This window comes from Fischerella major NIES-592, assembly GCF_001904645.1.
In the GTDB taxonomy this organism is placed as follows: Bacteria; Cyanobacteriota; Cyanobacteriia; order Cyanobacteriales; family Nostocaceae; genus Fischerella; species Fischerella thermalis.
This window is the reverse complement of the sequence record NZ_MRCA01000010.1, coordinates 140,236-159,078: the sequence shown is the minus strand read 5'-3', so window position 1 is coordinate 159,078 and position 18,843 is coordinate 140,236. Positions and strand designations below refer to the sequence as shown.

The window sequence follows — 18,843 nt, the reverse complement described above, 5'->3', positions numbered from 1 at the left end:
CACTACTCCTCACACCCCAATTACCGTTCATATTTAACTACAGCTTGCCGTGCCAAAATAGAATTCACGCAATCTACGCTGCCTGTAAATAATTTACAAGGTTCTCTTGCCTCTGATACCCCAACTACAACCCGAACATATAACCCATCATCTAAGTCAATTTTTGACACTTCATAGAGAAATTTTTTGCGAGGATGTACGGCTAATGCAGCTGATAATGCAGGTGTTGCACAGATAATAGCTTGTTTACCAGCAGGTACGTAATGATCAATAAAAAAATCATGGTCTTTCGGATTGTTGCTCCAACCACTGTTCAAAATTTTTGAAGACCAAGATAGACATCTCAAATCTATTCCTTTATCACTAAATCCTTGGGAAAAAAGTACTTTAGTAACCCCAAAAGAATTATTTTCTTTTTGTTTTTTTGCTTCTAAAAGTTGATTTGCTTTATCAATGTCTATGACTCTAGCTCTAAAAATACCAACTGAAAAGAAAGTTATTCCACTGATCAAACCTATCAAGAAGAATGTAGTTAATATCAGTAAACGTCCTTGAAAATCAACAAGTATTTTTTTTGTTTTCATACTAGTTATTTAATCAATACAACATTAATTTACTTAGCCCTCGACTGGTAATAGGTCATAGATAATAAAACTAACAATTACCAATTGCCACAGTCTTAATGTAATTCAGTCTAAATCATAGTTATGAATACCAGGTATATTGAGTAATTTTCGTGATATGTTGTAATTTATTTGAAAATCAAAAGCTTTTTCAATTTAAAATAAGAATGCTGAATATCACAAATCTCAAATACCGTGAGCCAACCATTTATTTCTGGGAACAAAATTCTCAAACAACTAGGAATAGCACGTTATGATTTTTTAACTAAAATGCACTTCAATGAAGCAAATATCATTTGTGTTAGCCGATTTTTTGAGTATCCTAATCAACTAAAGTTTCCTAATTTGGTGGGAGCAGATTTATCTGGCTTAGATTTAGAAGGGGTAAACCTCATCCGCGAAAATTTATAAGGAAGTAGTTTAGTGGATGCAGATCTAATTTTTGCCAATTTTACAGGTGCAGACATCACAAAAGCAGATTTACGAGGAGCTACACTTAATGAAACTATATGGATAAATGCTTTAGTTAATAAATGTGAGTTTGGTGAAGGAATTGGTTTAAGCAATCAACAACGTCAAGATTTACTTTTGGGTGGTGTAATATTTAGCTCTTCAAAATTAGATTAAAATGGTTAACCGCACCAAGCGTAGAATATGCAGAGATAGACAATGAATAAATTTATAGGTAATTCGATCCAACTACCACAAAAATTAATGTTGCTGGGTTCGGGAGAACTAGGAAAAGAATTTGTAATTGCTGCTCAACGTCTTGGTAATTATGTCATTGCTGTTGATCGTTACGAAAATGCTCCAGCAATGCAAATTGCTGATTGTGCAGAAGTAATTTCGATGCTGAGTGCTGATGATTTGGAAAGAATTGTTGAAAAATATCAACCAGATTTCATCATACCGGAAATTGAAGCAATTAGAACAGAAAAGTTACTAGAATTTGAAGCAAGGGGAATTACAGTTATCCCAACAGCAGCAGCGACTAACTATACGATGAATCGCGATCACATCCGGGAACTGGCACACCAAGAATTAGGCATCAGAACTGCAAAATATGGTTATGCTTCTACTCTAGAAGAATTAATTGCGATTTCTGATGAAATTGGTTTTCCCAACGTGATCAAACCTGTAATGTCTTCTTCTGGTAAAGGTCAGTCAGTTGTCAAAGAAAAAGCGGAAGTAGAAAAAGCGTGGAATTATGCGATTGCAGGTTCTAGAGGTGACACTCAAAAGGTAATCGTAGAAGAATTTATTAATTTTGAAATTGAGATTACTTTGCTTACCATTAAGCAATGGAATGCACCCACAATTTTCTGTTCTCCTATCGGTCATCGCCAAGAAAGAGGAGATTATCAAGAATCTTGGCAACCAGCTGGAATTTCCGAACACATGACAGCACAAGCGCAGGAGATAGCCAAAAAAGTTACTGATGCTTTGGGGGGTGCGGGAATTTTTGGTGTGGAATTTTTTATTACTCAAGATGAAGTAATATTTTCAGAACTTTCACCTAGACCCCATGATACGGGAATGGTAACATTAATTTCGCAAAATTTGAATGAATTTGAACTGCATCTGCGAGCAATTTTAGGCTTACCAATTCCTTGTATAGAACAGTTAGGGGCTTCGGCAAGTGCTGTTATCTTAGCTCCAGAAAAATTAGATGCGATCGCTTATACAGGTGTAGCTGAGGCTTTATCAGAAAAAGATGTAGACATTAGAATATTTGGTAAACCAACTGCCCATCCTTATCGTCGCATGGGAGTAGCTTTAGCGAAAGGCAGCAATATTCAACAAGCACGGGAAAAAGCTACAACAGCCGCCAGCAAAGTCAAGTTGATTAAACCAAGGCAGCTGTGCTAAGGTCAGAAGAACTAAGGTTTGCCAGATCCCCGACTTTTTTAAGAAAGTCGGGGATCTATGTGGTCGATTATTAGTTTTTCAAATCGAATAATAAAGCGGAAAAGACTTCGCATCCTTCGGCTTCACATACACTTTTTGCTGCGGTTCTAAATTCAATTCATCAAAGCGATCACGTGTCAAATGTGCTGTTACCACTTGTCCATCATCTAAAGTCAATTCTGCTTGAATTTCCCAACCTAGATGTATCAACCGACTCACCCTTGCAGCTACAGTAGTGCCGTTAGGGGATGTTTCGATAATCACATCTTGGGGGCGCAGGAACATTTCCGGATGTGCCGAATCAAACCCATTATTTTGGAAAATATTTGAAGTACTCGGTAATACGTTTACAGGCCCGATAAAACTCATTACAAATGCTGTGGCGGGATGATCGTAAATCTCCGCAGGTGTTCCAACTTGTTCTACACGCCCTTTATTCATCACCACGATTTCATCAGAAACTTCCATTGCTTCTTCTTGGTCGTGGGTAACGAAAACAGTTGTTACATGTACTTCATCATGCAAGCGTCGTAACCAAGCGCGTAGGTCTTTACGGACTTTCGCATCCAATGCTCCAAAAGGTTCATCTAATAACAATACATTCGGTTCTGCTGCTAGCGCTCTAGCTAAGGCTACCCTTTGGCGTTGTCCACCGGATAGCTGCGATGGATAGCGATCGCCTAGTCCACTCAGCTGTACCAATTCTAATAATTGTTCTACCCGCGCTTTCACTTTTGCTCTTGGCAACTTGCGAATCTCCATACCAAAAGCAACATTTTGCCGCACTGTCATGTGCTTAAATAAAGCATAGTGCTGAAACACAAACCCAATATTGCGTTCCTGCACACTTTGATTGGTGGCATCTTTGCCAGTCAAAATTATTTTGCCACTATCTGGTATTTCCAAACCAGCTATGAGCCGTAGCAATGTTGATTTACCAGAACCTGATGGTCCCAATAAAGCGACCAGAGAGCCACTTTTAATTTCGAGACTTACCCGATCAACCGCTTGGAAACTGCCAAACTGCTTAGATACGTTTTCAACTACTATGCCCACTGCTAGGAACCTCTACAACTAATCTACGGTTGTTTGATAGGGTTTGTGTATTTCATATATATCATAAAAGTGAAGCACTTTTATGAATGTAAAAATTTTGCTCTAGGGCAGCATAAAATCAATATCAACATAGGAAAAGAAATTAAATTTTATACAAAATATTTTTATAATTTCCTGCCTGCTTGTACTAGTTCCCACAGCTACCGCAATCGAGAGAACCACAATCAGCCCCGCTACAATCAAAAGAACCGCAGTCAGGTAAATTACAATCACAATTCCCTAAACCACCAATAGCATTGTCAAAGTCACAGCTCATCTCAGGACACGAACTACAGTCTTGTAAGCTGTTACCGCAGTCTACATTATCACAATTTTTGTGTCTATTGTAACTTTTATTATAACAGTATTTTCCTGTAGATGAGGATTTATATTTAGATTTATTTGTATTTTCTAATACTTCTTCCTCTTCTTCATCTTCTTCCCCAGACTTACAGTTAACAAATTGCATTTTTGCTCTTGCCGTCTTCACTCTTTGACAAGAGAGCAAAATTTGGCTAGCCTCTTTACAAGCAGCAAAGCGATCGCGAGATATCAAAAGTCCTGCTTGTAACCCTTCAGTGGCAATTACCCGCTTGATGTACCCAGAACAAGACTCACCACCGTAGAGTACTCGATGAGTGCAAGCAAAGCCTTTGTGAGGAGAAATATATTTTTGATATGCGGTAATTGCAACAACAATAATTTTTCTACTGAGAGAGTCTAACGGGGATATTTGCATATTTGGAAATGGGTAGTAGGGTAGTAGCGATCGCAACTAAATTTACTTCTTGAATAGCAAATTAATTTTATACATTGCTATATCAAGATATTCAGTCTAATCCACTAGTAGTATGTTTCATTAATTTTCAAGGCTTACGGGTGGTCAGATCCCCGACTTTTCTAAAAAGTCGGGATCTTGCAATCCCTCAGAACTAATAGGACAGAACACTACTACTTCATGCTGCGCAACCGACGATGATAAATACACCAGCAGAGTCACCTGAAAGCAGGATGACAAGCATAACCCCAAAGAGGGAATATAAATCAATAAACTTTAATGTTTGATATCAAAAGCAAAGGACAGACAGCAGAAGATTTCAGTTAACGAATTATGTTGATCAGTGACAAAATTAAAAAGACATGTCTAGCGATCGTTTTACTTAGTCTTGTGCCTGGAGTTCTGCCAATACTCGCAACAATTGCATTAAGCATCTATGTTTATAGCAGTAAAACCAAAGTTACTAGTGCTGATGCAGCTATTGTTTTAGGGGCTGAAGTGTGGGGAGAAAAACCTTCACCAGTTTTTCGAGAAAGAATTAACCACGCAATTAATCTCTACAAACGTGGTAAAGTTCACAATATCATTTTTACTGGTGGAATTGGCAAAAACAAAGAAATTGCCGAGGCAATTGTTGGCAAACGCTATGCAATGGCACATGGGGTCCAAAAAGCAAATATCCTAACCGAAACTGCTTCTCAAAACACTCACCAGAACCTCATGTATGCAAATAAAATTGCATTGTCTCAGCATTTATCCAAGTTTCTCATTGTTAGCGATCCCTTGCATTTGAAACGAGCAGTATTGATGGCGCAAGACTTAGGAATGGATGCACATCCATCTGCAACACCAACAACTCGTTATCGAAGTTTCACAAGTAAGCTTAAGTTTCTTCTTAGAGAAACGTGTGGTTATTTCATCTATCTTTTATTGAGACTGTGATAGTAGTGTTCTATTTTGCTGCTCCTTCCTCCTGCTGTTGTTTCCCGTATTCACGTAATTTCTGCAATAGTTTTTCTTGTGAGGGCGAGGTAGTAAATTCAATAGCTGTTGGTTGAATTTCTTGAGTTGCACTTTTGAAATTTGTAGGTGGAATATTAAATTTCAACTGTGATTGATTGTTTGTTGTGAATGTTGTGGCGTTGGGATTTTTCACTGCTGTTTTGACTGCATTGAGTGTAGATGCGACTTCAATTTGTTGTTCCATTTGTTGAGTGGAAGACAGCAATTGACCTAGACCATTTACCAACTGCCTAACATTTTCTCGAAAAGTTGGATCACCGGTCAACTCGTCTAAATCTGATGTAATTTTCTGGGCGTTTTCAAATGTTACCCTGGCAGAATCCAGGGTTTGTTGTAACACCAACAAGTTATTAGGATTGTTGAGTGCTTGGCTGGCGTCCCGCAAATTAGCTGAAGCTTGTGCAGCATTGGCGGAGAGGGTTTCTAGGTTTTTAATTAACTCTCCTTGGGTCAAGCGATTGAGAGTTGGTGATAAACTACTAACTGTTGTTCTGAGTTCAGTGGTGGTTGCCGTAATATTATTTAAAGTGCCAACCAAAGAAGAGCGATTACTTGTTAGCAAGGTATCCAAATTTTTAATCAGTTGACTTGCTTGATTTGCTGTGAGACTCAAGTCCTTTGCTGTGGAACTAAAAGCATTCGCTGTATTACTAAATTGATTACTTGTTTTGGCAGTAGATGCACTGATTTGCTCTGCTGCATTTGCAACTGAATTTGTGGCAGTTGACAAACCACTTAATTGCTTTTGCGTAGTTTTAGTCAAGTTGGAAAGGTCGCGGCTAAGAACAACGACTTGAGCTGCTGCCTTAGAGGCGTTTACTAATGTATTGTTGAGGTTATCGTAGATTTGAGGCTGAGTATAAATGTTGGCAAAAACAGTACTGCTACGAATTAACTCATCCAAACTGATACCAATTTGACCTTTTAACCGTGAACCATTACAAACGATGAGACTTGGATCGCAATCTCTGTCTAATGGTTTAGCTACATTCACACCACTTGGTAATGGTGATTTAGGCGTAATGTCAATAATACTTTCGCTAATCAGACCCGATTGATTCGCTTCTACCTTGACATCACGGGGAATAATTAGGTTCGGATTGGCAATTTCGATTTCTACTTCTACATTATTTGGCCCTGGTCGGATTGCAGCAATATTGCCTACTTTGACGCCGCGAAAGCGAACTATTGCTCCTTTTTGCATCCCGCCAGCATTGGCAAATTCCACAAAAGCTTTGTATGAACTTGCAGCAGCCGTAAATCTTGTTAACCAGAGGATAATCATTCCAAACACACCCACTCCTAAGAGCAGTAGTAAACCCACAGAACCTTCTCGAAATGTGCGCGATCGCATTTTTTTATCCTCCGTCTTAGATTTTTAGATTTTAGATTAGGCTGTGGTTTGTTGGTGGCTGGTTGTTGGTTGTTGGTTGTTGGTGGTTAGCAGTTATTTAGTCAGTAATTAATTTATTTATTATTAACCCCCGATACCCCACCCTGCGGGAAGCCGCGCAAAGCGCACGGCAGGTGACGCCACGTGCTTTATGCCGGGAAACCCGTCCACCGCACTGCCTCGTCTACACACTCCCCATCACCCCACACTCCCCACACTCCTCATCCTGCTACTTGAATTGGTCCAGATATACTACCACTCATAAATTGCCTGATTAAAGGATTATCTGTATGGTCTAGTTCAGCAACTGTACCTTGCCACTGTACTTTACCCTGATACAGGAATACTAGCCTATCAGCTGTGCGACGGATGGTACTCTCTTGGTGAGTCACAATTGCGTAGGTGCTACAGACTCCTTGTGTAAATCGCAACCGTCGAATTAAATCTTCGATCACGGTTGAGGCGATGGGGTCGAGTCCAGCAGTAGGTTCATCGTATAGTAAAACCTCTGGTCCTTCTTTGGGATTTTCGGGATTAGACATAATTGCACGCGCAAAACTTACCCGTTTTCGCATTCCTCCAGATAGTTCCGCAGGATAGCGATCGCCTATTCCTGGCAAACCCACCATTTCTAATTTTTCCTCAACTAACTCGCGAACTCGCGATCGCGACAGTTTTGAGTGCTGATAGAGAAAGAACCCGACATTTTCATCAACTGTGAGTGAATCAAATAATGCTGCCTGCTGAAACACCATACCAATGCCAACCGGATCAGCACCATCCTCTATCAATCCTTTTCGGCGTACGCCTTGTACAATAATTTCTCCAGTATCTGGAGCAATTAAACCTGCAATCACACGTAAAATAGTTGATTTACCAGTACCACTAGGACCAATTATCCCTAATGCTTCTCCTCGGTAAATCCTCAAATCCATGTTATCTAAAACCTTATTGTCACCAAAGGACTTGGAAACACCTTTTAATTCAATTAATGGTTCGTCATGGGTCATTGGTTAATGGTCAATACTCAAGGGTCAATGGTCAATACTCAAGGGTAATTGAACATTTGTTATTAGTATTAGACAAGAGACAAAGGACAAATGACAAATGACAAAGAATAAATATGATGTCATCGTCATCGGTAGCGGTATTGGTGGGTTGTGTGCTGCGGCCTTACTGGCGCGTTATGGTAAACGCGTAATTGTCTGCGAAAGTCACACAATTGCTGGTGGTGCAGCTCATAATTTCAGATGTCGGGGATTTGAATTTGATTCTGGGCCTTCATTTTATTGTGGTTTGACAGATATCCAGAGTTTAAATCCCCTGAAACAAGTTCTGGATGTAATCGGCGAATCTGTGGCAGCGGTTCGCTATGACCCATTAGGACATTACCATTTTCCTGAAGGAACTCTGGCAGTTTACAGTGATGGCGATCGCTATCGGCAAGAAGTAGCTAAAATTACTCCTGTTGGTGCCGGGGAATTAGAACAGTTTGAACAGCGTCTGTTGCCTTTATATGATGCCATCAAAGGTATCCCCGCCCTGGCACTGAGAGCAGATTGGCAATTACTACCTGTGCTGCTGGGGCGTTATTTACCCTCTTTGTTAAAGATGTTACCTAATTTGCCCCTTGTCCAGGCTTCTGTGGGTAATGTCATGGATGCTACTGTCAAAGACCCTTGGGTAAGACGGTTGATTGACCTAGAATGCTTTTTATTATCGGGTTTAAAAGCACATGGAACAATTGCCCCCGAAGTAGCTTTTATGTTAGGTGAGCGTTCTCGTACTGGCGTTGAGTACCCTGTGGGTGGCAGTGGAGGAATTGTGAACGCCTTAGTGCGGGGATTAGAACGCTGGGGTGGTAAGTTGCTATTGGGGTGTCATGTTGAGCAAATTTTGGTGGAATCGAGAAAAGTTGTAGGTGTACGGTTGCGATCGCGAAGGAAGGATAATGAGACAAAAGGACAACAGAGCAGTCTTGATTTATCCAAGTCTTCTATTCTGAAAGCGCCTATAGTAATTTCTAATGCCAGTATTTGGGATACCTATACTCAGCTATTAGATCCTGATCATTTACCTGCATCTGAACGTCAAGCAGCTTTAGCTACACCAACTGTCGATAGCTTTATGCATTTACACTTAGGTATACGTGCCGATGGTTTAGAAAATTTAACGGGACATCACGTAGTAATTCACGAAGCTAATCAAGATATCACTACACCAGGAAATACCTGTATGGTATCAATTCCCAGCGTCTGGGATGCAAAACTTGCCCCCCAAGGACATCATGTAGTCCACGCTTACACTCTAGAACCTTATACTGGATGGGAACGCAGTGATGGATATGAACAGAAGAAACGGCAGAAAGCAGAAACTTTATACCGCGCCCTAGAAAAAATAATCCCAGATATCAAACACCGTGTGGTGTTAGAACTGATTGGTACACCCCTAACCCATGCTTATTATTTACGAAGATATCAGGGAACCTACGGCCCTGCGATCGCAGCAGGTAAGGGCATGTTTCCAGGAACCCACACACCCATCCAGGGTTTGTATCGTGTAGGTGATAGCACTATGCCAGGAATTGGTGTCCCTGCGGTAGCCGCATCTGGGATTTTGTGTGCGAATACGTTGGTGGGAGTAAAGCAAATGCAGGAATTGTTGGCTCTACGCACTTACTAAATTAATGTTCATCACAAAAATTGTTTCATCCATAGAAAACATTGAAACATTTGTGACAAACATTAGAATTTTACTTATGAATGAAACAATATTCACCACAAACGTGAAAGCGATCGCAAATAACGATTAAATTTATTGCGTCTTGGATAGTTCCGGTCGTCCAATAGATGCTATTCCAGGATTGTATGGACCGAAAGCTTTTCTGCGTCAACTTCAGCAGGCGGAAGTGGCGACAAAACAATATAGCAAGCTTGGCAAATCACAACAAGAGGCCTTTTTACAAAAATACCATCGCGATCGCCTTAACGCGATCCAAACCCAATGGACAGCAGATTTATCAAAGTTGGGTATCCAGTCGCCACCAAAATTAGTAGAACTTCCCAGTAATTCTAGTGAACCTCCCAATGCTACTGTTGCAGGATCACTGGCAGTAACTAAAATGAGAGTGGAAAGCCCCTTGCTGAACACACTCCAACCAGGACAAAACAATCCTTCAGAAATTACTGATCAAGCAACTTGGAATAGAATCGCCCGACTTTATACAAGTGATGCCAAACTAGATCAGAACAGTATTGCTTTAATGCGAGCGAAAAAGTTTCAGTCTGCTAATCCTCAAAAAGACGGTTTAGCGAGACTGGTAAGTAACTTTGAAACTGCGATCGCTCTGGATACAGTGAGAAATGAATACATGCTACACAGACAAATTCATCAATGGTTTGTGCAGGGTAATCAAACAAGTAATTTAGACACATTGAATGAAAAAGTTTACGCCGAACTGTTTTTAACTCCCAGTTCTGATCCTTGGTTGGGACTCGCACCCGATGATGTTTATAGTGCAATTGATAATGATGGTGTGAACAGACACGACTAATCACGTCTATACAATTATTCAGGTGAGATTGTAAGACAATTTTGGGAGTTGTGCCAAAATCGTTATGAATTGCCTATGCTGGAAGCATATGGCAAGGAAAGTGGCATGACCAGTCAGACAACTAGTTTAAAAACATTGAAAATCGCTGTAGTTGGAGATGTTCACGATCAATGGGAAGTGGAGGATGCTAATGCACTCAAGCATCTTGGTGTTGACTTAGTGCTGTTTGTCGGAGACTTTGGTAACGAGTCGGTAGAAGTGGTAAGAGCGATCGCATCCCTTGATATTCCCAAGGCAGCAGTGATGGGAAACCACGATGCATGGTACACTGCCACAGAATGGGGACGGAAAAAGTGTCCCTACGACCGTTCTCAAGAAGATTGGGTGCAGGAACAGTTAGATTTATTAGGTGCAGCCCATGTTGGTTATGGGAAACTGGATATTCCTGCTTTTAACTTGACAGTGGTGGGGGGACGTCCCTTTAGCTGGGGTGGGCCAGAATGGCGATTCGCTGATATCTGCAAAGAACGATATGGTGTCACGGATCTGGATGAGTCCGCCGCCCGGATTTTTGCCGCAGTCAAAAAGGCTGCTTATGAGACAATTATTTTTGTTGGTCATAATGGCCCTTCTGGGTTAGGCGATCGCCCCGAAGATCCCTGTGGTAAAGATTGGCATCCTATCGGTGGTGATTTTGGCGATCCAGATTTAGCTGAGGCGATTTCTCTGACTCTCACTGCTGGTAAAACAGTTCCTTTGGTGACATTTGGTCATATGCACCACACGTTACGACACACCAAAAAAGTGTTGCGCAAGCGCGTGTTTAGAAGTCCAGAGGGGACAGTTTACTTGAATGCAGCAGCTGTGCCAAGAATTGTGGATACTGATGGTCAAAAATTGCGGAATTTTTCAATTGTGCTACTGGAAGATGGTGTAGTTTCCCAAGCCTCTAGTATCTGGGTTGGCAACGACTACAAAGTGGCTGAAGAAATTTTGTATGAAAAATCCCGTTCAGTAGTGCAAACTGCATGAATCTGAGTTATAATGGTTTACTGGTCAGCTTTTTTAGCTGACGGCTGACGAATATATTTCGGCAGCTTTTTTTGGAGAGGTGGCAGAGTGGTCGAATGCGCTCGACTTGAAATCGAGTGATGTGAAAGCATCCGTGGGTTCGAATCCCACCCTCTCCGCTTAACAATTAAAAATTAAAAATTGGCAGAACCTCACTACTTGGAGTCTTTAGTGGAGACTATGATTGCACCAAGAATACGTGTGAGTTCTTCGGCTTCGGTTTGGAGTTGGCTAATCCTTTCTTGGGATACTATCCCTCATTTGTCACTTTGGGAGAATCCAATCGCTCAAATAGTTACGGGGCTTTAGTTTCCACTTTTCGTCTATAAATTTTAGTTTCTGTTACAAAATAAAGCCTCAAACCCTTATTAAATCAAAGTCTCAGAAGTTGGCTGAGATTATTGTTTTCCGAGAGTGACAGAACAGGGCTATTTCGGATGCAACAAGTAATCTTAGCCAATACCGAGTTTCACGCGATTGTTTGAGCGCAATCATCATTTTGCCAATAAAATCTGCTTTACTTTGTGCAGCTTGCGCTTCTTCTACATTGGCTCCGATAGATGTTCCTGACCTTAACAATTGTTGAGCAAGGGTTCGCGCTACTCCTGGTTTGTCATTCTTTTGGAGCAAAAAAAAGATATTGATGCAAGTGACGTATCAAAACTGTCTGAGATTTTTCAAACACATCCATATATTATAAACAGAATACATCAATTAAAGAAATTTTACGGTTCTCCTACTTACATAAAACTGACAGTAGAGTAATCATTTTTTATAAACGCCATAGCTCCTCCTCTCTCCTATCAACGTGCTACTATTACCAGTAAATTCTTGTGAAAAGTCAAGCTATGACAAGGGTGAATACCAATTTACCTGATATCATCAAACTTCAACTAACCCCAAACTAATCTGAATCGCCTGATTAACTTGTTCCATCGTCTCTTGATTTAGTTCACCCAATTGCCTCACTAATCTTTGTTTATCAATAGAGCGGATTTGATTTAACAACACAACAGAATTTATTGTTACAGCGCCCTCTGGAGGTTTAATCAACACTTCCGTTGGATAGAGCGTCTCATCAAATTGAGATGTCATGGCAGCTACAATCGTGATTGGGCTGTACTCGTTAGCTATATCATTTTGCAGCACTAACGCCGGACGAGTTTTTTGGATTTCAGCACCAAAAGTAGGGTCAAAACTTACAAGATAGATTTCTCCACGCTTAGGATAATTATTGTGCGTTTTGCTGCCATGCTTGTTCCTCTAGAGCAAACCAGTCTTCTGCAAGATTGCGATCGCGTTCTGCACGACGAATAGCACCTTCTTTTAATTGCTGTTGTAGTCTGTCTCTGTGAATTTGAGCAATGTAATTTTGAATAGCTTCGTCTGTGAAGCGACTTCTATCTCCTTTTGGTGCAAACTGGTCTAGCAATTCTAAAGTTTTATCGGGTAAGGTTACATTAATGCGGCGATACATACACCATCAACTCCACATTGCGAATGTGTAATTACAGTGTATCTATAAGTTCTTGTTTGATGGCGATCATTTTGACTTTGCTAATCAGATTGTGAATTTCTACCCGAACTCCTGTATATTCGCCACATTTCCAAACTCAGAATACAGGTCATCAACCAGACGACACCCGCCGCATAACCAGCTACGACATCAGTAGGCCAATGTACGCCTAAGTAAAGCCGACTAAAACCAATTGCTATAATTAATATAATAGTGAGTGTAAAAATCCATGCTCGCCAACGAGGATATCGCTTTGCGATCAAATAGCCAATGAAACCATAAATCACTAATGAAATCATCGCATGACCGCTAGGAAAGCTGTATTGACCGACGTCAACGATACGATTCCACAGTTGCGGGCGCGCTCTACCAAATAGTACTTTTATTAAATAATTTAAGCCGATCGCACCAACTGCGGCTATACCTAAAGTGGTTGCTTGCGAACGACGGTGATAATAGAGTAATCTTATCCCTATTCCCAAACAAATCAGCAGCAAAAATACTGGTTCACCCAGAAAAGTGATACCCAGCATTATTACGATCGCCTATGGGTGTATGCATCTGCCGAATTGCCAGTAAAATGCTTTGGTCGAACGTTTGAGTTTCTTGTTCTAGAACTTCGTCGGCGATTTGAGCAAATACCCACAAAGCTAGGGCTGATAGTAACAGCCCCATCAACCGAATGCTGAATATCAAGGAAAAAATCCGCCATCGCATCTAATACCAAACTACTCTTCTACTACTTCAACCAAGTCTTCAATCATGACATCCAATGCCCGCGCCATTTTCAAAATTGAGGTAAAATCTACCATTGCTAGCCCTGGCGATCGCGCGTAAGCTCTCACTGAACTATAGGCTACTCCCGAACGGTCAGAGACATCTTTTAACGTCCAGCCTTTTTCACCTGCAAATTCCCTAATTCGTAGCCTAATCAACCCCATCTTAATCTTGACAAATGATGAAATTCTATCGTTTAATTATTACACTTTAAATTAAAAAACGATCTCCCCCCGGTGTAGGAAACTGAAGGGCGATCGCATTCGCATTCAATCAAATCTCTTTTTTCAACGGATACAGCATCCGTAAAAAGCTATCCGCGAAGGGATTTGGATGTATCCATCTCAAAAGGATTTGTCTATATGTTATCATTACCCACACCAAAAGCGATTGTCATCCGTGAATCAAAAATTGTCCACAAATCCCTAACTATCAACCCATTAGCCAGATTTGTCACAGAAGAAGCTGTTTGCTTGATGTTCAATCTCAAGCCAGAAAGTATTTATGTTATAGAATGCTGGCGCTACATGGTTTACGTCCATGCCAAGGGTGTGAGTAAGTTTGTCAGTTATGCAGATTTTCCGCCGATTGTGGGAGTCCGCCCACCAACTCAAGCAGAAAGGGCCAAATGGCGCAGGCGTTGGCGAAAGCAGTTAAACCCAGAATACAGAAAGCAAGCTCCTAAATGGTGGACAGAGTTTTTTGCTGAGGAATTTTGGCAAGCTCCAGGAGAGCCTGCACTGCAAAGTTGGCGTGATTTATTAGAGTCAATTAAATTTGCATTTAATGAAGAAAGTTTGCAGAAATTACGAAAAGAGTTGTTATATATTTCCGCTTGAATATTTATATTATCCGTCCTTGTCGGTAATTGGTAATGGCTAATGAATAATTGGGCATTGGAAATAACCAACAACTAACCACTAACCACTAACCACTAACCACTAACTAAAACTATTCAGTAATCTTCTTCCTGGCTCTTTCTGCACGTGCTTCGGCACTTGCCATCACTTCGGCCATATTCTCCAATACTTCACCAGGGAAGTTTTCTAAGACTCTGGTAGAGACAGCAACCCGATTTTTTCCCTCATCTAAATCAATAATTACAGCTTTAATTGACTGGCCAACTTGGAATACTTTTTCCAAATTGTCAATAAATTTTTGAGTGATCTGCTTGATATGAAGTAAAGCACTCACGCCATCTATATCTACAAATACACCAAAAGGTCTGATACCACTAATTTTTCCTTCTACCAACTGGCCTAGTTCAAAGGTACTGAAGCTAGCGGAACGAGTTGCTAAACGCTGAGAAAGTATAAGTTTTTTGTTATTGCGATCAATTTCTAAAAAACTAACAGTCAGAGTTTGTCCTTTGAGAGATTCTAAATTATCACGTTCTAGCAGGTGCGATCGCGGAATAAATCCCCGTAAACCTTGCAGATCAACAGTAACACCACCTTTATTGACGTTTAATACCCGCACTTCTACGGTCTGAGAATTCTCCCGCATTTGGGCTAATCGTTCCCAAATGTATTTAATTTCCAACTGTCGCCGTGAGAGAGTGACTTGACCTTCGGCGTCTTGTTCGCGAATGATTAAAAATTCTAATTCCTCATTTAGCGGTAGCACCTCAGACAAATCTGTGACATTTCTCAAAGCAGCCTCTTCACGAGGAATAAAGGCAGACGATTTGCCACCAATATCCACATAAGCACCATCAGGATCTAACTGGAATACTTTCCCATGTACTACCTGTCCTTTTTGAAACTGGTAGTCGTGTTTTTCCAGTGCTTTGGCAAAATCATCTAGTGAAAACGATGAATCGGCTTTGTGAGAAAGTTTAGTTTCAGAATTCATGACCTGTGAAGACAAATTGTTAATTAGTCCAGAGTCCAGAGTATATTGTTTATTGTCAAGAGTTTTTGATGACTCTGACAATTGACAATTGACCCTTGACAATTGACTATTTTTGTAGTTGCTGTGCAAACAGTTGTTTTACCTGTTCCCAAGCATCGGCGGCGGCTTTAGGATTATAGCTGCCACGCTGGTCACAGAAAAATCCGTGATCAGCTCCATCGTAGCGAAACACGCGATGAGGAATTTTATATTTTTCTAACTCTGCTTCAATTTGGTCTACCTGTTCAGCAGGAATGCTAGCGTCCTCCATACCAAAGAAAGCATAGAGAGTGCCGGAAATGTCTTTTGTACGGGTAATGGTGGGCTCGCCCCCTCCTGGTGTGGCGTTAGTAATGCGTGCGCCGTAGAAGGAAGCAGTAGCTTTAATATCTGGCAGAGTGGCTGCTAGATAGGCGACATGGCCACCAAAACAGAAACCTATACAGCCGAAACCATCTTTTTTTACGTGCGGTAAAGTTTTGAGGTAGTCGATCGCACTTTGAATATCACTTAATAATTCCGATGCTTGGCTTTGTCCCCAAGCATAGACTCTACCCACTTCTATATCTGCTGGTGTGTAACCTGTTTCAAAACCGGGGGCGACACGTTGAAACAGTGCCGGTGCGATCGCTACATAACCTTCACGAGCGATACGTTCTGTAACATCCCGGATGTGGGAGTTAACGCCAAAAATTTCCTGCAATACTATAATTCCTGGGTAAGAACCCGGTTCTTGGGGCTGGGCTAAGTAAGCAGCTATTTCCAAATCCGCTTGTGAGAGATTAACTGTTGCGGTATTGATTGCTTGTGCCATCACAAATTTTACCAGTACTATGTATTATTTTAGATATACCTATGCAAGTATCTCTAGGTTATTCCAAATCAAATTATCAACTACTGGTAATGAACGCACTATCGTACTATAAATTTCCCTCGAATAATTTGAATATATAAATAAAATATTTAACAAGTAAAATTTGTAGCTGGTTACAGTATGCTCTCATGCAGTGTGGCAAAAATAACTATGCAGTCAAAAAGGCTAAAAAACCAAATTATATAAGCTTTGTAGCTTTCTGCTTGCAGCCTAGCTGCCTTCTTATACCAGCATCTTGGGAGGCTCGGTGATGATTCAGTTCCGTATTCAGCCAGACAGTGAAATTCCCGCATCTACTCAACTGTTTAATCAAATTAGGTTTGCGATCGCCTCTCGGCAATATCCCCCTGGTTATAAATTGCCGAGTACACGGGCGCTGGCTATGCAAACTGGGCTACACCGTAATACCATTAGCAAGGTTTACCGCCAACTCGAAGATGACGGACTGGTAGAAAGTCTTGCTGGTTCAGGTATTTACGTCCGCGCCCAAGGCCATGAAGGTGGTAGTAAACTGCAATCACCGATTCTCAAAGAAAATCCCCAAGCATACAAGGTTGTGCAACAAGCACTTGATGAGTTGCTGTCTCACGGCTGTTCACTCAATCAAGCACGAGAGATCTTTTTGGCGGAAATAGACTGGCGCTTGCGTTGTAGCGCCCGAGTATTAGTAGCTGTTCCAGCTGGTGATATTGGTGCTGGAGAATTAATGGTGTATGAATTAGAACAAAGCCTCAAAATACCAGTACAGCTAGTCACAATGGAAGAATTACCTGCTGTACTTGATAAAACTTCCTCTGCTACAGTTGTCACCAGTCGATATTTTATCGGTGAAGTAGAAGTGATTGCTGCCCCGAAAGCGGTGCGGGTAATTCCCTTAGATATCCAAGACTACGCTAAAGAGTTCAATCTTTTGAAAAACCTACCAAAAGACAGCTGTATTGGTATAGTCAGTTTAAGTTCTGGCTGGCTTCGAGCCGCAGAAGTTATTCTCCACGGTCTACGGGGAGATGAAATACTCGTGATGACTTCACAACCAAAAGATAGTTATAAACTTCAAGCAATGGTCAAGCGGGCGCAGGTAATTTTTAGCACAGACAAACCTAGTTTTGCTGCGGCACAAGCAGCTTTACACAACTGTGTTGAAGATATTATTCGTCCACCCAAACTCATGTGTGGTGAAAATTATATCGGTACTACATCGATTAATTTGCTGAAAAGAGAATTAGGATTGGGTTAATAGTTGTTTGTTGTTTGTTCCAACCAACTACCAATAAACAACAACCAAACACATAAAAACACATAAAATACTATTAACCATTAACCCTTGACAAAAATTCCCGCACCCGTTGCAGGTAAGTTGGTGCATCTTCCAACATTGGAAAATGAGCAGTTCCAGGAATCATCACATATTCAACTGCTTGATTCAGTTTTGCTGCCTGACGTCCCATTTCGGCAGGAATAATTTTGTCATATTCTCCTGACACTAGCAGCGTCGGCACAGTGATTTTAGTAAATTCCTGGGGCATTAATTCAGCAGCAGCTTTACTGACAGAAGTAAAAATTGTGCCTAAAGCTGCATCGTAATCAGCGAGGAGAAAATCTTGTAAGAAAGCACGCCTTTCTGCTGTTGGTATAGGGCGATGCAGAAACCGTGCCATAAACATTCTATCTACTAAAGGTATTTTTGCTAACCATTGGGGACGAAATTTGACGACGTAGCTACCGAATTTATGAAAGGCTGCAAAGGCTTTTTCGTCGTACTCAAAAACACCACTACAGGTGAGAATTGCTTTTTCTACTCGTTCTGGGTAGCGGTTAATAAATAGAGTAGCGATGGAAGCACCCATAGAATGGGCATGAATGTAAGCACGTCGAATTTGTAATTCATTCAACAACGCTGCTAAGTCGTGGGCGTATTCTTCTAATTCGTAGGTTAATTGTGCAAGTGCTTGTAATTCTTCCTGGGGAGAATCGGACTCAGCAACGACTTCACTAGCTTTAGTGACAGCAGTCGGCTTACCACTCGAACGTCCAAACCCTCGTAAATCATAAAGCAGACAATCAAATTCTTCCAATAAAGCTGTTGCAGTACTTTGCCAGTACCTAGCGGAACCAGCCCAACCGTGTACAAAAACCATCACTGGTTTAGGTTGAGAAATAATGGATGGTTTTCGTATCCACTCGTAATAATGCTCTACGCCACGGACATTAATGTAAGACATCTCCAAGAGGAGGTGGTGAGGAGTAGTCACAGGTGGGGAACTTAGGGGCATTGGGAAATGGGGAGGCTCAGAATCTTTTTTCCCTGTGTCACCTTGTTGCCGTGTCCCCGTATCTTT

At 41.1% G+C, this 18,843-nt stretch carries 21 protein-coding genes, 1 tRNA gene and 2 pseudogenes; 10 read left to right on the top strand and 14 right to left on the bottom strand.

All coding sequences use genetic code 11. The features are described from left to right. Positions 1 to 20 precede the first annotated feature (20 nt). Positions 21 to 584 (bottom strand): hypothetical protein, encoded by a 564-nt coding sequence (locus tag NIES592_RS17660; protein WP_073556438.1) that lies wholly within the window; start codon positions 582 to 584, stop codon positions 21 to 23. A 234-nt stretch (positions 585 to 818) separates the two neighbouring features. Here NIES592_RS17660 and NIES592_RS17655 point away from each other — a divergent pair, with 234 nt between their 5' ends. Genes NIES592_RS17655 through purT form a run of 3 tightly spaced genes read left to right on the top strand, consistent with a single transcriptional unit; the run spans position 819 to position 2,492 of the window. Beyond that, complete coding sequence (locus NIES592_RS17655; RefSeq protein WP_073556437.1) at positions 819 to 1,034, top strand: hypothetical protein; 216 nt, start codon at positions 819 to 821, stop codon at positions 1,032 to 1,034. 12 nt (positions 1,035 to 1,046) lie between these two features. Further along, on the top strand, positions 1,047 to 1,250 hold the full coding sequence (locus NIES592_RS17650; RefSeq protein WP_073556436.1) for a pentapeptide repeat-containing protein: 204 nt from the start codon (positions 1,047 to 1,049) through the stop codon (positions 1,248 to 1,250). Between the two features lie 42 nt (positions 1,251 to 1,292). Next, positions 1,293 to 2,492 carry a formate-dependent phosphoribosylglycinamide formyltransferase gene (gene purT / locus NIES592_RS17645; RefSeq protein WP_073556435.1) on the top strand — a complete coding sequence of 400 codons (1,200 nt, stop codon included), beginning with the start codon at positions 1,293 to 1,295 and terminating at the stop codon, positions 2,490 to 2,492. A 78-nt stretch (positions 2,493 to 2,570) separates the two neighbouring features. Here purT and NIES592_RS17640 read toward each other — a convergent pair whose 3' ends face one another. Then, positions 2,571 to 3,587: a sulfate/molybdate ABC transporter ATP-binding protein gene (locus NIES592_RS17640; protein ID WP_062245227.1), complete on the bottom strand. Its 1,017-nt coding sequence runs from the start codon at positions 3,585 to 3,587 to the stop codon at positions 2,571 to 2,573. A gap of 187 nt (positions 3,588 to 3,774) precedes the next feature. Continuing rightward, on the bottom strand, positions 3,775 to 4,365 hold the full coding sequence (gene yidD / locus NIES592_RS17635) for a membrane protein insertion efficiency factor YidD (RefSeq protein ID WP_073556434.1): 591 nt from the start codon (positions 4,363 to 4,365) through the stop codon (positions 3,775 to 3,777). A 372-nt stretch (positions 4,366 to 4,737) separates the two neighbouring features. Here yidD and NIES592_RS17630 point away from each other — a divergent pair, with 372 nt between their 5' ends. Then, positions 4,738 to 5,346, top strand: a complete 609-nt coding sequence (locus tag NIES592_RS17630) for a YdcF family protein (protein ID WP_062245233.1) — start codon at positions 4,738 to 4,740, stop codon at positions 5,344 to 5,346. Positions 5,347 to 5,356: 10 nt separating this feature from the next. Here the strand turns inward: NIES592_RS17630 and NIES592_RS17625 are convergent, their stop codons facing one another. Next, complete coding sequence (locus NIES592_RS17625; RefSeq protein WP_062245236.1) at positions 5,357 to 6,781, bottom strand: MlaD family protein; 1,425 nt, start codon at positions 6,779 to 6,781, stop codon at positions 5,357 to 5,359. A gap of 260 nt (positions 6,782 to 7,041) precedes the next feature. Further along, a complete protein-coding gene (locus tag NIES592_RS17620; protein WP_062245240.1) occupies positions 7,042 to 7,830 on the bottom strand; it encodes an ABC transporter ATP-binding protein in 789 nt (262 codons plus the stop codon). 97 nt (positions 7,831 to 7,927) lie between these two features. Between NIES592_RS17620 and NIES592_RS17615 the strand changes: the two genes are divergently transcribed. The 4 genes and pseudogenes from NIES592_RS17615 to NIES592_RS17600 all read left to right on the top strand — a co-directional run bounded on the left by NIES592_RS17615 (position 7,928) and on the right by NIES592_RS17600 (position 11,563). Beyond that, on the top strand, positions 7,928 to 9,502 hold the full coding sequence (locus NIES592_RS17615; protein ID WP_073556433.1) for a phytoene desaturase family protein: 1,575 nt from the start codon (positions 7,928 to 7,930) through the stop codon (positions 9,500 to 9,502). A gap of 130 nt (positions 9,503 to 9,632) precedes the next feature. Further along, positions 9,633 to 10,373, top strand: a pseudogene (locus tag NIES592_RS17610) (hypothetical protein); the annotation flags it as partial. Between the two features lie 75 nt (positions 10,374 to 10,448). Next, positions 10,449 to 11,405 carry a TIGR04168 family protein gene (locus NIES592_RS17605; RefSeq protein ID WP_073556432.1) on the top strand — a complete coding sequence of 319 codons (957 nt, stop codon included), beginning with the start codon at positions 10,449 to 10,451 and terminating at the stop codon, positions 11,403 to 11,405. 73 nt (positions 11,406 to 11,478) lie between these two features. Beyond that, positions 11,479 to 11,563: transfer RNA gene (locus NIES592_RS17600), tRNA-Ser, on the top strand. A 310-nt stretch (positions 11,564 to 11,873) separates the two neighbouring features. Here the strand turns inward: NIES592_RS17600 and NIES592_RS17595 are convergent. The 6 genes and pseudogenes from NIES592_RS17595 to NIES592_RS17575 all read right to left on the bottom strand — a co-directional run. Next, a pseudogene (locus NIES592_RS17595) lies at positions 11,874 to 12,089 on the bottom strand (four helix bundle protein); the annotation flags it as partial. Positions 12,090 to 12,326: 237 nt separating this feature from the next. Further along, entirely contained in the window at positions 12,327 to 12,656 is a 330-nt protein-coding gene (locus NIES592_RS17590; RefSeq protein WP_062245251.1) for a type II toxin-antitoxin system PemK/MazF family toxin, read from the bottom strand. A gap of 19 nt (positions 12,657 to 12,675) precedes the next feature. Further along, positions 12,676 to 12,921 (bottom strand): hypothetical protein, encoded by a 246-nt coding sequence (locus NIES592_RS17585; RefSeq protein WP_062245254.1) that lies wholly within the window; start codon positions 12,919 to 12,921, stop codon positions 12,676 to 12,678. Between the two features lie 80 nt (positions 12,922 to 13,001). After that, the gene (locus NIES592_RS17580) at positions 13,002 to 13,493 is read right to left on the bottom strand and encodes a phosphatase PAP2 family protein (RefSeq protein ID WP_371915107.1); all 492 of its coding nucleotides are present in this window, start codon (positions 13,491 to 13,493) and stop codon (positions 13,002 to 13,004) included. Then, on the bottom strand, positions 13,468 to 13,677 hold the full coding sequence (locus NIES592_RS26310) for a hypothetical protein (RefSeq protein ID WP_371915106.1): 210 nt from the start codon (positions 13,675 to 13,677) through the stop codon (positions 13,468 to 13,470). Before NIES592_RS26310 ends, NIES592_RS17580 begins: the two co-directional genes overlap by 26 nt. Positions 13,678 to 13,688: 11 nt before the next feature. Continuing rightward, positions 13,689 to 13,901 carry a helix-turn-helix domain-containing protein gene (locus NIES592_RS17575; RefSeq protein WP_009457959.1) on the bottom strand — a complete coding sequence of 71 codons (213 nt, stop codon included), beginning with the start codon at positions 13,899 to 13,901 and terminating at the stop codon, positions 13,689 to 13,691. Between the two features lie 198 nt (positions 13,902 to 14,099). On the opposite strand from NIES592_RS17575, the gene NIES592_RS17570 reads away from it, so the two are divergent. Next, positions 14,100 to 14,576 (top strand): hypothetical protein, encoded by a 477-nt coding sequence (locus NIES592_RS17570; protein WP_062245258.1) that lies wholly within the window; start codon positions 14,100 to 14,102, stop codon positions 14,574 to 14,576. A 112-nt stretch (positions 14,577 to 14,688) separates the two neighbouring features. Here the strand turns inward: NIES592_RS17570 and NIES592_RS17565 are convergent, their stop codons facing one another. Together NIES592_RS17565 and NIES592_RS17560 are read right to left on the bottom strand one after the other, a co-directional pair. After that, complete coding sequence (locus tag NIES592_RS17565) at positions 14,689 to 15,591, bottom strand: S1 RNA-binding domain-containing protein (RefSeq protein WP_062245261.1); 903 nt, start codon at positions 15,589 to 15,591, stop codon at positions 14,689 to 14,691. Positions 15,592 to 15,697: 106 nt separating this feature from the next. Next, the gene (locus NIES592_RS17560; RefSeq protein ID WP_073556431.1) at positions 15,698 to 16,444 is read right to left on the bottom strand and encodes a dienelactone hydrolase family protein; all 747 of its coding nucleotides are present in this window, start codon (positions 16,442 to 16,444) and stop codon (positions 15,698 to 15,700) included. 310 nt (positions 16,445 to 16,754) lie between these two features. On the opposite strand from NIES592_RS17560, the gene NIES592_RS17555 reads away from it, so the two are divergent. Beyond that, entirely contained in the window at positions 16,755 to 17,741 is a 987-nt protein-coding gene (locus NIES592_RS17555) for a GntR family transcriptional regulator (RefSeq protein ID WP_009457963.1), read from the top strand. Between the two features lie 73 nt (positions 17,742 to 17,814). On the opposite strand, the gene NIES592_RS17550 is transcribed toward NIES592_RS17555, so the two are convergent. Continuing rightward, positions 17,815 to 18,726: an alpha/beta fold hydrolase gene (locus NIES592_RS17550; RefSeq protein ID WP_073556448.1), complete on the bottom strand. Its 912-nt coding sequence runs from the start codon at positions 18,724 to 18,726 to the stop codon at positions 17,815 to 17,817. Positions 18,727 to 18,843 lie beyond the last annotated feature (117 nt).

Excerpts from the sequence above, each read along its gene's own strand:
- NIES592_RS17570 (WP_062245258.1), top strand. The coding sequence starts at position 14,100 with ATGTTATCATTACCCACACCAAAAGCGATTGTCATCCGTGAATCAAAA.
- NIES592_RS17620 (WP_062245240.1), bottom strand. The coding sequence starts at position 7,830 with ATGACCCATGACGAACCATTAATTGAATTAAAAGGTGTTTCCAAGTCC.
- NIES592_RS17660 (WP_073556438.1), bottom strand. The coding sequence starts at position 584 with ATGAAAACAAAAAAAATACTTGTTGATTTTCAAGGACGTTTACTGATA.
- NIES592_RS17585 (WP_062245254.1), bottom strand. The coding sequence starts at position 12,921 with ATGTATCGCCGCATTAATGTAACCTTACCCGATAAAACTTTAGAATTG.
- NIES592_RS26310 (WP_371915106.1), bottom strand. The coding sequence starts at position 13,677 with ATGCGATGGCGGATTTTTTCCTTGATATTCAGCATTCGGTTGATGGGG.
- purT (WP_073556435.1), top strand. The coding sequence starts at position 1,293 with ATGAATAAATTTATAGGTAATTCGATCCAACTACCACAAAAATTAATG.
- NIES592_RS17580 (WP_371915107.1), bottom strand. The coding sequence starts at position 13,493 with ATGCTGGGTATCACTTTTCTGGGTGAACCAGTATTTTTGCTGCTGATT.
- NIES592_RS17575 (WP_009457959.1), bottom strand. The coding sequence starts at position 13,901 with ATGGGGTTGATTAGGCTACGAATTAGGGAATTTGCAGGTGAAAAAGGC.
- NIES592_RS17625 (WP_062245236.1), bottom strand. The coding sequence starts at position 6,781 with ATGCGATCGCGCACATTTCGAGAAGGTTCTGTGGGTTTACTACTGCTC.
- NIES592_RS17565 (WP_062245261.1), bottom strand. The coding sequence starts at position 15,591 with ATGAATTCTGAAACTAAACTTTCTCACAAAGCCGATTCATCGTTTTCA.
- yidD (WP_073556434.1), bottom strand. The coding sequence starts at position 4,365 with ATGCAAATATCCCCGTTAGACTCTCTCAGTAGAAAAATTATTGTTGTT.
- NIES592_RS17605 (WP_073556432.1), top strand. The coding sequence starts at position 10,449 with ATGCTGGAAGCATATGGCAAGGAAAGTGGCATGACCAGTCAGACAACT.
- NIES592_RS17630 (WP_062245233.1), top strand. The coding sequence starts at position 4,738 with ATGTTGATCAGTGACAAAATTAAAAAGACATGTCTAGCGATCGTTTTA.
- NIES592_RS17550 (WP_073556448.1), bottom strand. The coding sequence starts at position 18,726 with ATGTCTTACATTAATGTCCGTGGCGTAGAGCATTATTACGAGTGGATA.
- NIES592_RS17555 (WP_009457963.1), top strand. The coding sequence starts at position 16,755 with ATGATTCAGTTCCGTATTCAGCCAGACAGTGAAATTCCCGCATCTACT.
- NIES592_RS17615 (WP_073556433.1), top strand. The coding sequence starts at position 7,928 with ATGACAAAGAATAAATATGATGTCATCGTCATCGGTAGCGGTATTGGT.
- NIES592_RS17560 (WP_073556431.1), bottom strand. The coding sequence starts at position 16,444 with ATGGCACAAGCAATCAATACCGCAACAGTTAATCTCTCACAAGCGGAT.